The sequence below is a fragment of the Psychroflexus torquis ATCC 700755 genome (genome assembly GCF_000153485.2).
Classification (GTDB): domain Bacteria; phylum Bacteroidota; class Bacteroidia; order Flavobacteriales; family Flavobacteriaceae; genus Psychroflexus; species Psychroflexus torquis.
The window spans coordinates 2,112,153-2,125,798 of the sequence record NC_018721.1; the positions used below are offsets into that span (position 1 = coordinate 2,112,153).

The 13,646-nt window shown below is 36.2% G+C and carries 10 protein-coding genes; 3 read left to right on the forward strand and 7 right to left on the reverse strand.

The features are described 5' to 3' along the window. Nucleotides 1-4: 4 nt before the first annotated feature. The 7 genes from accC to P700755_RS09075 all read right to left on the reverse strand — a co-directional run bounded on the left by accC (nucleotide 5) and on the right by P700755_RS09075 (nucleotide 8,711). Nucleotides 5-1,366: an acetyl-CoA carboxylase biotin carboxylase subunit gene (gene accC, locus P700755_RS09045; protein ID WP_015024366.1), complete on the reverse strand. Its 1,362-nt coding sequence runs from the start codon at nucleotides 1,364-1,366 to the stop codon at nucleotides 5-7. A gap of 44 nt (nucleotides 1,367-1,410) precedes the next feature. Further along, nucleotides 1,411-1,905, reverse strand: a complete 495-nt coding sequence (accB, locus tag P700755_RS09050) for an acetyl-CoA carboxylase biotin carboxyl carrier protein (RefSeq protein WP_015024367.1) — start codon at nucleotides 1,903-1,905, stop codon at nucleotides 1,411-1,413. A 19-nt stretch (nucleotides 1,906-1,924) separates the two neighbouring features. Then, entirely contained in the window at nucleotides 1,925-2,920 is a 996-nt protein-coding gene (locus tag P700755_RS09055; RefSeq protein WP_015024368.1) for a beta-ketoacyl-ACP synthase III, read from the reverse strand. A 224-nt stretch (nucleotides 2,921-3,144) separates the two neighbouring features. Next, entirely contained in the window at nucleotides 3,145-4,698 is a 1,554-nt protein-coding gene (gene amaB / locus P700755_RS09060) for an L-piperidine-6-carboxylate dehydrogenase (protein ID WP_015024369.1), read from the reverse strand. A 61-nt stretch (nucleotides 4,699-4,759) separates the two neighbouring features. After that, nucleotides 4,760-5,293, reverse strand: a complete 534-nt coding sequence (locus P700755_RS09065; protein WP_015024370.1) for a 3-hydroxyanthranilate 3,4-dioxygenase — start codon at nucleotides 5,291-5,293, stop codon at nucleotides 4,760-4,762. 67 nt (nucleotides 5,294-5,360) lie between these two features. Continuing rightward, complete coding sequence (locus P700755_RS09070) at nucleotides 5,361-7,094, reverse strand: M14 family metallopeptidase (RefSeq protein ID WP_015024371.1); 1,734 nt, start codon at nucleotides 7,092-7,094, stop codon at nucleotides 5,361-5,363. A gap of 3 nt (nucleotides 7,095-7,097) precedes the next feature. After that, a complete protein-coding gene (locus P700755_RS09075; protein WP_015024372.1) occupies nucleotides 7,098-8,711 on the reverse strand; it encodes a M14 family metallopeptidase in 1,614 nt (537 codons plus the stop codon). Between the two features lie 119 nt (nucleotides 8,712-8,830). On the opposite strand from P700755_RS09075, the gene P700755_RS09080 reads away from it, so the two are divergent. The 3 genes from P700755_RS09080 to porW all read left to right on the forward strand — a co-directional run bounded on the left by P700755_RS09080 (nucleotide 8,831) and on the right by porW (nucleotide 13,645). Beyond that, a complete protein-coding gene (locus tag P700755_RS09080; RefSeq protein WP_015024373.1) occupies nucleotides 8,831-10,306 on the forward strand; it encodes a DUF5687 family protein in 1,476 nt (491 codons plus the stop codon). A gap of 9 nt (nucleotides 10,307-10,315) precedes the next feature. Further along, a complete protein-coding gene (locus P700755_RS09085; protein WP_015024374.1) occupies nucleotides 10,316-11,020 on the forward strand; it encodes an ABC transporter ATP-binding protein in 705 nt (234 codons plus the stop codon). A gap of 96 nt (nucleotides 11,021-11,116) precedes the next feature. Next, the gene (gene porW, locus P700755_RS09090; protein WP_015024375.1) at nucleotides 11,117-13,645 is read left to right on the forward strand and encodes a type IX secretion system periplasmic lipoprotein PorW/SprE; all 2,529 of its coding nucleotides are present in this window, start codon (nucleotides 11,117-11,119) and stop codon (nucleotides 13,643-13,645) included. Nucleotide 13,646: the final 1 nt, after the last annotated feature.

Sequence of the window (13,646 nt, forward strand, 5' to 3'; positions counted from 1 at the left end):
TAAATTAGTCTTCATCTTCATCGACAAGATCCTCAAGGACAAAATCTTCCATAAATTTTGTGGTATAATTCCCTTCAATATAATCTGGATGATTCATTAATTGAGCATGAAAAGGGATAGTCGTTTTCACACCTTCTACCACAAATTCACTTAATGCACGCCTCATTTTACTAATAGCTTCTGGTCTGGTTTGAGCAGTTGCTATGAGTTTAGCAATCATAGAATCGTAGTTTGGTGGTATAACATATCCGCTATATACATGAGTATCTACTCTTATACCGTGACCTCCAGGTAAATGAAGAGTTTCAATTTTCCCAGGGGAAGGTCTGAAATCATTAAAGGGATCTTCCGCATTTATTCTACACTCTATAGAATGTAATTTGGGGTAATAATTTTTACCTGAAATAGGAACTCCAGAAGCGACTAGAATTTGCTCTCTTACTAGGTCATGATCTACCACTTCATCTGTAATAGGGTGCTCTACTTGAATACGCGTATTCATTTCCATAAAATAGAAATTTCTATGCTTATCCACTAGGAACTCTATAGTTCCAGCACCTTCATACTTGATATATTCAGCAGCTTTTACAGCAGCAGTACCCATTTTTTCACGGAGCTCATCTGTCATAAATGGAGAAGGGACTTCTTCCGTTAATTTTTGATGCCTTCTCTGTATAGAGCAATCACGTTCAGACAAATGGCAAGCTCTTCCTGTTTGGTCACCTACTATTTGTATTTCGATATGGCGTGGCTCTTCGATAAGCTTTTCCATATACATATCGTCATTTCCGAATCCTGCTTTTGCTTCTTGCCTTGCAGACTCCCAAGCACCTTCAAGCTTATCTTCAGTCTTTACAGCACGCATACCTTTACCTCCGCCACCAGCTGTAGCTTTTAGCATAACTGGATAGCCAATTTTTTTTGCAGTCTTTTTGCAGTCTTCAAAATCTTTAAGAATGCCTTCAGATCCAGGAACACAGGGGACACCAGCAGCTTTCATGGTAGATTTAGCGCTAGCTTTATCTCCCATTTTATCGATCATATCTGGCGTAGCACCGATAAACTTTATATCGTGTTCTTCGCAAATTCTTGAAAAGGCAGCATTCTCAGACAGAAATCCATAACCTGGATGGATAGCATCTGCATTTGTGATTTCTGCTGCAGAAATGATGTTTGGGATTTTTAGATAAGACTCGCTACTTTGTGGCGGCCCTATACACACAGCCTCATCTGCAAATCTTACATGAAGACTTTCTTTGTCTGCAGTGGAATAAACTGCCACCGTCTTAATACCCATTTCTTTACAAGTACGGATGATACGTAAAGCGATCTCTCCACGATTGGCTATGAGAATCTTTTTGAACATGAACGTTTGTTTTAGTTAAAGATAAAATCCAAAGCGTAAAATATTTACGATGGATCTACTAAGAAAAGAGGCTGATCGAACTCTACAGGAGAAGAGTCATCAACAAGCACTTTTACAATCTTACCAGACACTTCGCTTTCAATTTCATTGAAAAGTTTCATAGCTTCTATTGTACATAGAACATCTCCTTCTTTTATTTCACTGCCTACTTCTACAAATACTTTTTTGTCGACAGAAGGCTTTCTGTAAAACGTTCCTATGATTGGTGATTTGATGGTTATGTATTTATCATCATCATTGGCTTTTGCAGGTGCTGCTTCTTCAGTAGAGGGCGCAGGAGACTGTGGGTTGTAAGCAGGTGCTTGCGGTTGCATTTGTTGCTGAGGCATACCCATCGGCATCTGTTGGACATAAGTTTTTCCATCATCCTCGCTTCCGGTTTTGATGGTGATTTTAATATCGTCCATTTCGAGTTTGACTTCACTTGCTCCAGACTTTGCAACAAATTTAATTAAGTTTTGAATTTCCTTTAAATCCATAGTTCTAAGTTTTTTAGGGTTACGAATTATATGCCCACTTCAGGTAGATAGAGCCCCATGAAAAGCCTCCACCAAATGCAGCAAATATAATATTATCTCCCTTTTTAAGTTGTTTTTCGTAATCGCTTAATAATAATGGTAATGTTGCGGAAGTAGTATTTCCGTAACGTTGTATATTCATCAGTACTTTTTGAGAATCTAAATCCATTCGTTTGTATATAGCATCAATAATCCTTTTATTAGCTTGATGTGGTACTAGCCAATCTACATCTTCTGCACTAAGATTATTCTTCAACATAATTTCTTTACTTACATCGGCCATTTTCGATACTGCAAACTTAAACACAGTTTTACCATCTTGAAACACAAAATGTTGTTTATTTTTAACGGTATCTTCAGATGAAGGGAGTAGAGAGCCTCCAGCGTCTATTTTTAAAAATGGACGACCATCACCATCAGTTTTTAATATCTCATCTTGAAGACCTAAACCTTCTTCATTGGCAGAAAACAAAACAGCACCACCACCATCTCCGAAGATGATACTCGTACTCCTGTCTGTATAATCTATGATGGAAGACATCTTATCTGCGCCTACTAGAAGAATGTGTTTATATTTTTTTGATTCAATATAGGAAGAAGCTACTGACATACCATACAGAAAACCTGAACAAGCCGATTGCAAGTCGAAGGAAAATGCATTAACGGCGCCAATTTCAGTCGCCAAAAACGCAGCTGAAGAGGCTATTTGCATATCTGGTGTAGCCGTTGCAAAAATAACGAGATCTATTTCTTCAGGTCGAGTTGTTGCCTTACTTAACAAATCTTCACAAGCCTTTATGCCTAAAAAAGAGGACCCTTGATGCGGCGGTTTCAATATTCGCCTTTCCTTAATGCCAGTTCTGGAAGTAATCCAGTCATCGTTTGTTTCAATTATACTCTCCAATATCTTATTGGTAAGAACATAGTCTGGAACATATCCGCCTACGGCAGTGATGGCAGCTTTTACATCACCCATAAATATAAATTTCTTTTTTATTGTGAAATAATTGAATCAAAATAGCAAGTATAATTATGCAAATTAAGTTGTTTTTTAGTTGCCAACAAAAAATCCTTCACAACATTTAATTAACAATTTATGAAGGACAATTTTGAAAGACTACTAAAAGTAAAAATATATATTTTTTATAAAAATTTCAGGCCTTTCATCATGATGAAAAGCCTGAAATAGAATACCTTAGTTTACAGATCAAATTTTATACCTTGAGCTAAAGGCAGGTCTTTTGTGTAGTTGATGGTATTGGTTTGCCTTCTCATATATACTTTCCAAGCATCAGAGCCAGATTCTCTTCCGCCCCCTGTTTCTTTCTCTCCTCCAAAAGCGCCTCCAATTTCTGCTCCAGAGGTGCCAATATTTACATTTGCGATACCACAATCAGAGCCTTCAACGGATAAGAACATTTCAGCTTCTCGGAGACTATTCGTCATAATTGCAGAAGATAATCCTTGCACAACTCCGTTCTGAAGTTCTAATGCATTATCAACTTCTCCAGAGTATTTCATGATGTAAAGCACAGGAGCAAAAGTTTCATGTTGAACAATATCAAAATGATTTTCAGCTTCCGCAATAGCGGGTTTTACATAACAACCACTTTCGTAACCTTCACCTTCCAAAACTCCACCTTCTACCAGTATTTTTCCTCCTTCTCTTTTGACTTCTTCTAAGGCATGAAGATAATTTTTGACGGCATCCTTGTCTATTAAGGGTCCAACGTGATTATTTTCATCCAAAGGATTACCAATTCGGATTTGCTTATAAGCATCAACAATGGCATTTTTTACTTTATCATAAATCGATTCGTGAATAATGATACGTCGAGTTGAGGTACATCTTTGTCCGCAAGTTCCTACAGCTCCAAAAACAGCACCGATCACAGTATTCTTAATATCCGCATCTGGAGTAACAATAATAGCATTATTTCCTCCAAGCTCTAGTAAAGACTTCCCTAAGCGCTTAGCGACCTCTTGTGCAACAATTTTACCCATTTTAATGGATCCTGTGGCAGAAACTAGTGAGGTGCGTTTGTCTTGGGTCATATATTCCCCGACTTTATGATCTCCTGTAATAAGTGAAGAAATACCCTCTGGGACTCCATTAGCTTCAAATACTCTTGCTGCTATTTTTTGGCAAGCTACAGAAGTTAAAGGTGTTTTTTCTGACCCTTTCCAAATACAGGCATCTCCGCAAACCCAAGCCAAAGCTGTGTTCCAAGACCAAACAGCTACAGGAAAGTTGAAGGCAGAAATAATACCAACAACTCCAAGAGGATGCCACTGTTCATACATTCTATGTCCAGGGCGTTCACTATGCATAGTAAAGCCATGTAATTGTCTAGAAAGTCCAACAGCAAAGTCACAGATGTCGATCATTTCTTGAACTTCTCCTAGACCTTCTTGATAGGATTTACCCATTTCGTAAGATACCAGTTTGCCTAATGGAGCTTTCAATCTTCTAAATTCGTCATTTAATTGGCGAACGACCTCACCTCTTGCTGGTGCTGGCCAAGTCCTCCATTCTTTAAAACTTTTGTGAGCGTTACTTGCCACCTTTTCATAATCTTGTTGCGAAGTAGCTTGCACTTTTCCAATGGAAGCTCCGTCGACAGGAGAGAACGATTCTATCATTTCTCCACTGGCGAAAAAATCTTTTCCTATAGAGGTTCCTTTATTTTCCTTTTGGATGTCGAGTTGCTTTAAAGCTTCATCGATGCCAAATTCTTTTGAAATATGACTCATAACTATTTTGATATTTTTAAGATTTGTCGCAAATTTAGTAAATTTAATTTAGCTTTATAGTCTAGACTGTAAATCGCTCATCTACAGGCATTACTTCTCCACAATTATTGCAGGTTCTTAGCGAGGGATTGGAATAAAAATCTTTGAAGTGTCTCAGAAAATCCTTTTCAATATCTTCCAGAGGAAAATAAACATTGTGCAATTTGTGGTTACACTGGTCGCAATACCATAATAAGCCATCCTTTACATCCAAGTTTATTCTTTTGCGCTCTATCACCAAACCTATAGAGCCTTTGTGTCTTACAGGAGAATGTGGAACTTTAGCGGGATGTAAATACATATCGCCAGGCCCTAAAGTCATGGTTTTCTTTTCCCCATCTTCTTGAATATGAACTTCAATATGTCCTTCCAACTGATAAAACAATTCTTCGGTTTTATTATAATGGTAATCCTTGCGGGCATTTGGTCCACCAACGATCATAACAATATAATCTCCAGAGTCTTTGTAAAGGTTTTTATTACCAACGGGTGGCTTTAATAAGTCTCGATTGTCTTTTATCCATTTCGTTAAATTAAAGGGTTTGCTTATGCTCATCTTAATTTTTATTTTAAAAGTAATAAAACCAAATCTTCTAAGGATGTGGCTTAAGTTTAGATTAGTATTATTTACTCCAACTTGCTTTTCCTCCTTTTGCAGAGTCTACATTTATTTTATAGTTACGGCCGCCCGAAATGATCCATCTTACTTTTACAGTTTCCATTCCTGGAATATTTGGAACTTTTATAGTTTCAGGGGAATGGACTTGCTCTTTAACTTTATTAAAATCGTCGTCTTCTACAATCATTCCCGCTACGACATCAGCATTGGTGATACTAACCAGGTCTGGTCTTTCAATTTTGAATTTCAAATCTTGACCACTATGCGTAGGCATTAATCTTTCATTATATAAAGTAGCGGTCACTTCTTTAAGACCATTACCTAGATTATTTTCTTCAACATTTGTAATACTCAGCTTTGGGGTTTGATAGGCATGATAAATAGTGAACGCCATATTTCTATGGGCATCTTGTTCTAGAAGGAAACCTGGATGAGCCCTGCTAAAATTCTTTTTAAAACCACCTACTTCTATGGCGCCATATTGAGGGTGACTGTATTCTTTCCAATCTATAAAGGCATCTCCAAAGGTAAGATACTTGTCTACTTTTAACTCTTCTTCTTGGTTGGCTCTTCCTTCATTTTTATGGAAATAAAGATAAGAAACCATGAGTTCATTCGTGTAAGTGTAAATTCCTCTGCCGCCATAAAACCAATCCAATTCACCACCAAACACGGAATATAAATCTTTATAAACGGTCAGATATCGATAGCCTGGAATCATTTCCTCTCCTTTTTTTGCTATCGCATCATAGATTCTTACATCTTCTTTATTGTAAGTATCAACATCTTCTTCAGCTCCTGGACCTCTCAAAATCATACCCCCGTAATTATGGTAACTCTGAGCTCCTGCAATATTGGGGTGTTTCATCACAAAATCTGCAACAGCTCTACTTTCTGGTAAACTAAAAGGGTACTTATAAGCGCCGCGTTGTACATGATCTGGTTGCCATTTCCATCCCCAATCTCTATTAGGGTCATAATAACCTATCCCATCTTCATTAACCTCACCATCGCCATCTTTATCTATTCCTTCAAAACCAAGCATCTCATACTCTCCTTGTTCTTCTGCAGCAACTCTTATTAATCTTCTTTGATCTTGAGGGTCTTTAATAAATCGACCTGTAGGCGATTTCCGAATCATATAGGTAATATGATTATCTCCGTTGAGATCATCAAAACCATCCTCTCCAGCCTCACCATCGCCATCGTTGTCTAAAACAAGCATTCCAGACCTTGGAGAGTGAGGGGTGTTAGGTTCTTTCATATAATTGTCTCTAGCATCAGGATTGATGGTGGGGACGATATAAAAGGTTTTATCTTTTAATAATTGATTTATAAATTCTAAATCACCAAACATTTCAGTGAGATACCAAGCGGTATATAGTGAAAATTCTGTTCCCTGTATTTCATTAGAATGGATGTTTCCATCTATGTACATAGCAGGCTTTTCATCTGGATTTCCAGTATTGAAATCAGAAATAGTTAACATATAAATAGACCTGTCTTCATAGGATTTACCGATGCTTTCTAATCGGGCCAATTTTGGATAAGCCTCAGCGATCTTTTCCATAATATCTACAACCCCATCGTAGGTATTGTAACGGTTCCAGCTAACTTCTACTTTAGGCTCATGAGGGGTGCCAATAGCTCTAAAAAACTTTTCCTGTGCCTTACTCACAGAGCCCACTGTCATTGCTATAATGAGACATAATACGGAGGTGTAATCAATCGTTTTCATAGCTTACAAGTTTAGGTTCAATTCGGTAAAGCCAGTGTGAGGAGCTCCAGCCTTTATAGTCACTTTTCCATTGGCTTTCACAATCCAAGACAAGGATATACTTTCTAATGATTTCATTTTTTTTACTAATTCAATTTTATTTCCAGCAAGGATATCGTCTTTGGGGGTGTCAATTTCGATCCTGATTTTTTTGATCCACCTCGATCGTTCTCCAAGATCGGAGTGTGTAGGAAGGTTTGCATTGTTTAGCAAATCTACAGTAACTCGTTTAAGCCCTCCTTTTAGGTTTTCAACCTTAAGGTTATGGAATTCTAGTTGAGGTTGTTGCTTTGCTAATTTCAAAATGAAATCAGTGTGTTCAATGGCTATACTGTCCACCTTATTAAAAGTAGGATTATCCATAACAAAAGGCCTTACACCGCCAACTTCAACCGTTTGATTTTTGAAATCTGGAAGATCAATTTTTTCCCAGTTTACAAACACGTTATCTACATTCTCTTGTTCTGCCCATTTTAAAAAATTAGAAACCTTTGTTTCTTTAATTTTTGTTTCTGAAGTTGCTGTGGAATCTTTTTTTGCTTCTGGAACCCACCATCCAGGCGTACTAAAGCTTAATCTCCCAAAATGGAAATAGGCCCACTGAAATAAATCACCATCAGTTCCCCTATTTTCTTGCAGATAAGGCTTTTGCGAAATAGTTGAGTTGTAAAGTTCTGAAACCATTTTGTTGATAGCAACATCTCCTTCTAGAGGTGAAGACACTAGTCTGTTTTTAGCTTCTTTGGCATTATACTTAATAGGTGATGACAGATTATTAGCTGGACCAAAAGTTATAAACGCATAAATATTCCATTGTTTAAAAAGATAATCGAGCAGGGCTCTACTTTCTTTTTGAGAAACAGCAAAATCGCCTGCAAGCGGCTCAAAAGCAGGAAAGTTATAAGTCAAACTTTTATTGAAAGCTACGCCTTCTTCTAGGTCTTCATTGAATTTTCCGTCCTTATCATTATCGATTCCTTCTGAATACAATAGATAACGTTTTGTGGATTGAGAACTTGTATCCACTCGTATCATGACTCTAGAATCATGAGGGTGGGAGGTGTATTTTCCTAAAGGACTCTCGACACGCATTTGAGTAATAACGCCATCTTTATTAAGATCTTCGTAAGGGTCCTCATTTGAGGTTCCATCCCGATCGTGATCCAAACTTGCCGTATTACCTCTTCTCTCGTACTTGAGTTGGTTATGGTATTGCGAATAGGCTTCTGGTGATAGGTTAGGAAATATATAAAAAGTAGTTTTTTCTAGGGCCGAAGACTCATCTTTTACGAGACGTTCAGCAAATTGAAGTGCCAATTCCACACTAAGAAGATGATAACCTTCAACTCCCCCAAGAACAGCAAAGGCAGGTTTGTTGTCAAGATTTCCTGTTCCTATTTTAAGAACATAGATATCATGTCCTCCCTCAGTTTTGGTGATCGATGAAAGGTTTACTTTGGAATCTTTATCCAAAGCTTCCAGCCTTTTGGTGTATTGTTCCGTATCTGGATAATCATTTTGGGAAAAAGCCAAACTTTGAATCGTCAACACTATTAGAACTGTAATGATTTTCTTCATTATATAAAATTTTCATAAAAATAATTTTATTTTTCCCTTATAAAGTAAAATTTTGAATTTAATTTCAACCCCTGTAACAATCTATAAGTCTTTAAGACCTATAGTGTAAACTTCTTCTTATGAGTATAAAGCAGTTCCTAAGTTTAGAATGGAAGCAATTTCGACGATCTTCTTTTTTTGAAAAAGGATTAGTTATAAAAATTTTGATGTTACTCGCGGCTTTATATTTTGCCGGCATAGCAATTTTTGCTGGTGTACTAATCTTCTTTATTTTAAAAAAAACGTTACCAGAAGAGGATCCTTTCAAAATCATCAACAACTTTTTAATCTACTGGGTTATTGGAGACTTGGTGTTGAGGTATTTTCTTCAACAATTACCAGTGCTGAATATCAAACCCATGTTGATTTTACCCATACAAAGGAATGTAGTGATCCGCTTTTTATTATTAAAAACCTCCTTTTCGTTTTTTAATATTCTACCTCTCCTTTTTTTTATTCCCTTAGCCATTGTGCTCATCGTTCAAGGTTACTCTCCATTCATGGTTGTGCTTTGGTTCTTGAGCATTATCTCTATAAGCTTCAGTATAAATTTTCTAAACTTTATTCTAAATAAAAACAATCCTATTTTTTATGGAGTTCTTGTTTTTCTGGCTTTAATTTCAGGAATGCAATACTTTGGAATTTTCGATATAACACAGTATTTGGGTGTTGTGTTTTATTCTTTTTATAGTTTGGGGTACACACTTATTATCCCAGTATTCTTGGTGATTCTTCTATTTAAGACTAATTACAGAATGCTCAAAAAGAATTTTTATGTGGATGGCGCAGTTCAGGCTAAAAAGCAAAGTTTTAGTAACTACAACTTAGAATTTTTAAATAAATTTGGAAAGTTGTCCATCTTTTTGAAAAACGATATAAAGATGATTACTAGAAATGCAAGGCCGAAACAAGTCTTACTCATGTCCTTTTTCTTCTTGTTTTATGGATTGATTTTTTATACCCAAGACACGTATAGAGATCTCCCCATTGTTTTGGCTTTTGCCTCTATTTTTGTGACGGGAGGATTCCTCATTTCTTTTGGCCAATTGGTCCCTTCTTGGGACAGTGAATACTATAAATTGATGATGAGCCAAAATATTCCCTATAAAAAATACTTGGAGTCCAAGTGGTATCTGATGGCGCTTGCCTGTGCAGCTTCATTTGTCTTGAGCACGCCTTATATTTATTTTGGTTGGGATATTTTTGCTATGATCGCTGCGGGGGCTTCTTTTAATATTGGCCTTAATTCTTTTATCACCCTTTATGGAGGAGCGTTGAACAGAGTGCCAATCGAGCTCAACCAAAAAGCCAAAGCCTTTAGTAATACGCAAGGCTTTAATCCCACACAGCTTCTTATTAGCTTGCCTAAGCTTCTTGGCCCTATGCTTATTTTCTATATCCCCTATAAACTTATCAACTTCAATGCTGGCATTATTGCTTTAGCACTAAGTGGAGTTTTAGGCTTAGTTTTCAAATCTTACTTTCTTAACCTTATTGAAAAGGTATACCAAAAGACCAAATACAAGACTATTTCAGCTTATTCAGAAAAAAAATAAAATTTATATATGGAAACAATTATCCACGTTCAAGACTTATCCAAAAGTTATAATGCAGACAAAATATTAGACATAGAGTCCTTAGAGATTCCCAAAGGTCAAAGTTTTGGTTTGGTAGGAAACAACGGTGCTGGAAAAACAACCTTCTTTAGTTTGTTTTTGGACCTAATCCCGCCGACTACTGGTCAGATAGAAAGTAAAGGTATCATCGTGAACCAAAGCGAAGAGTGGAAGCCTTTTACCTCCTCATTTATAGATGAGAGTTTTTTGATAGGCTATCTTACCGCTGAAGAATATTTTTACTTTATTGGAGATTTAAGGAATACCTCTAAAGCAGAGGTGGACGAACTTTTAAGTGAATTTGAAGATTTTTTCCATGGTGAAATACTAAACCAAAAGAAATATTTACGAGACCTTTCTAAGGGAAACCAGAAGAAAGCCGGAATAGTAGCGGCGCTTATAGGTCAACCAGAGATTGTGATTTTGGATGAGCCTTTTGCTAATTTAGACCCCACAACACAGATTAGGCTTAAAAGGATTATCAAAGACCTCTCTGCTCAAAATCAAGTTACAGTACTTATTTCTAGTCACGACTTGACTCATATTACCGACGTTTGTGAACGTATAGTTGTTCTGGATAAGGGGCAAGTCGTAAATGACATCAAAACCAGTGAGGCAACTTTGAAGGAGCTTGAGCTTTATTTTGAGAGATAATCTCTTTATTTTCAATTTCTGAGATAATATGCATTTATATTTATCAAAATATACGATTTTCATGCAAATCAAGTTATTAATGTCATAGAATTGTATATGCGATTAAAACTACCTTTATATCTTTTAGTAGGAATATTTATTCTTGCTTCATGTTCAAGAAAGAAAGACAAATTCTTAAATAAGAATTTCCATGCCGTCACGACTTACTACAATATAGTCTACAACGGTAATCTGGCCTTGACACAAGGTCAGATGGAAGTTGAAGCGGCCTATATCGAAGACTATTGGATGGTGTTGCCAGTGGAACGTATGACCATAAAGCAAGATCCTAAAGAGAAAAATAGTACCTCAGAAAATTCTTCTTTTGAAAATGCTGAAGAAAAAGCGACTAAATCTATTCAAAAGCATTCCATGTATATGGGAGGTAAAGAATATAACCCACAAACAGATGAGGCTTTCTTGCTTTTGGGTAAAGCGCGGTATTACGACCAGCGTTTTGTCCCTGCTAAAGATGCTTTTAGTTTTATTTTGAATCACTATCCAGAAAGTTCTACCATCAACGAAGCCAAAATTTGGGTAGAAAAGGTAAACTTAAGATTAGAGTATTTTGAAATGGCTATTGATAATCTTACCGAATTGATTAATACCACTCAACTTACGCCTTTAGAAAGCTACGAAGCAACCTCTACACTAGCCCAAGCTTATATTGCTGATAACAAACAACGTCAAGCACTATCTCCTTTAAAAATTGCTATACAGAATGCTCCAGATGACGAAAAGAGGGCGAGGCTACTTTATATTAGAGGTCAATTATTTACCTCGTTTGGTCAAAAAGACAGTGCTAGAGTAAGTTTTGATGAAGTTATAGCTTTAAATAGAAATTCACCTAGGAGTTATATGATTCACTCTGAGTTAGAAAAGCTTAAGCTGAAAGATTTTAAAAATGCCTTATGGTATGAGACCGAATTAGCGTTTCAAGAGTTAGCAGAAGTCAGAGAAAATAGACCTTTTTTAGACTTTATTTATTATGATACGGCGATGTTTAATTTAGCAAAGGACTCGATCAGTTTTGCAATTGAACGCTTCAATAAATCTTTAAAAGAACAGCCTAAAGATAAGTATCTAAAAAGTCAAAATTATGTCAATTTGGGAGAGATTTATTTTGATAAATCTTCTTACGAAACTTCTGGGAAATATTACGATAGCACCTTAACCAATCTCGTAAAGGGTAGCCGAGAACACAGGCAAGTGAAACGAAAGAGAGAAAACTTAGAAGACGTTATTACTTTTGAAAGAATTGCAACCGAAACCGATAGTGTCCTCAACTTAGTAAAAGCATCCGAGGAAGAACGCGTCAAGATTTTCAAAACCTATATTGAAAAACTTAAAGAAGAAGAAGAAAGTGTATTTGCCAATAAAAGTTCCTCTCGAATTATTAATTCTAGGTTTGGTAGACAAAAGAGTCAGATAGGCGGAGGACAAGTTAACTCGACTACTTTTTATTTTTACGATATTACCCAAAAACAAAGAGGGGAAGAGTCCTTTAGAAAAATTTGGGGAGATATAGAATTAGCAGACGACTGGAGAAGGAACTCTACTCAGAAAAAACTTTTAGACACTAAGGAAGAAATAGTTCAAGAAGATCGCTTACGACCAGAATACGATCCCCAGACTTATATTGCCATGATCCCTACAGATCAAAAACTGATTGACAGTATTTCAGACGAAAGAAACTTCGCTTATTACCAACTGGGAATCATCTACAAAGAAAAGTTTAAGAAATATGATTTGGCGATTTCAAAACTCAAGTCTTTACTTGAAAGCAATCCTCAAGAGCGTTTAATCCTACCCTCCAAATACTATCTTTTCAAAATATATGATGATCTAGGAAATACTAAACAAGCAAATTCTTGGAAAAATGACATTTTAAACAAGCATTCAGATTCTAGATACGCCAGTATTTTAAGAAATCCAGAAGCTTATCGAAACGATGTGAATAACCCTCAGAACATTTACTCTAGGCTTTACAAAGAGTATAAATCTGGTCAATATCAGCAGACGCTGGATGAGATAGAGACCTATACAAAGGTGTTTGTGGGAAACTCCATCTTGCCAAAACTAGAATTGCTGAAAGCTAGAATTCTTGCAAAACTTGAAGGAGCTTTAGTATACCAAAAGGCGCTCAACTATGTGGCCTTAACCTATCCACAGTCCAAAGAAGGGAAATACGCTCAAAAACAATATACAGAATTAGAGAAAAAACCTTTTTCGACTGATTTTGACTTTAGCCAAGATCCTGAAGATGAATATATTTTAGTTTATAATTTTTTTAATGATAAGATTGAAGAATCAAAATATGAAGAGTTCAAGTCAGATTTGGCCTTAGCTGTTGAGGATGAAAGTGGTTTGGATTTGACTTTAACTGAGGAACTTTATAATCAAAATCAAATTTTAGTGACTATAAAGGGTCTTAAAAGTAAACTTGGAGCGCAGGGATTAGCAGAAAAGTTCATTAATAATGATAAAGTCAACAAAAATTACCCTTATTTTGTGATGTCACAAAAAAATTATAAAATCGCTCAGATCAATAAAAACCTAGATGATTTTTTAAATAAAACTAATTAAT

What these genes read in the sequence shown, in the direction of transcription:
- P700755_RS09075 (WP_015024372.1), bottom strand. Translation starts at nt 8,711, where the DNA reads ATGAAGAAAATCATTACAGTTCTAATAGTGTTGACGATTCAAAGTTTG.
- P700755_RS09080 (WP_015024373.1), top strand. Translation starts at nt 8,831, where the DNA reads ATGAGTATAAAGCAGTTCCTAAGTTTAGAATGGAAGCAATTTCGACGA.
- P700755_RS09055 (WP_015024368.1), bottom strand. Translation starts at nt 2,920, where the DNA reads ATGGGTGATGTAAAAGCTGCCATCACTGCCGTAGGCGGATATGTTCCA.
- amaB (WP_015024369.1), bottom strand. Translation starts at nt 4,698, where the DNA reads ATGAGTCATATTTCAAAAGAATTTGGCATCGATGAAGCTTTAAAGCAA.
- P700755_RS09085 (WP_015024374.1), top strand. Translation starts at nt 10,316, where the DNA reads ATGGAAACAATTATCCACGTTCAAGACTTATCCAAAAGTTATAATGCA.
- accB (WP_015024367.1), bottom strand. Translation starts at nt 1,905, where the DNA reads ATGGATTTAAAGGAAATTCAAAACTTAATTAAATTTGTTGCAAAGTCT.
- P700755_RS09070 (WP_015024371.1), bottom strand. Translation starts at nt 7,094, where the DNA reads ATGAAAACGATTGATTACACCTCCGTATTATGTCTCATTATAGCAATG.
- porW (WP_015024375.1), top strand. Translation starts at nt 11,117, where the DNA reads ATGCGATTAAAACTACCTTTATATCTTTTAGTAGGAATATTTATTCTT.
- P700755_RS09065 (WP_015024370.1), bottom strand. Translation starts at nt 5,293, where the DNA reads ATGAGCATAAGCAAACCCTTTAATTTAACGAAATGGATAAAAGACAAT.
- accC (WP_015024366.1), bottom strand. Translation starts at nt 1,366, where the DNA reads ATGTTCAAAAAGATTCTCATAGCCAATCGTGGAGAGATCGCTTTACGT.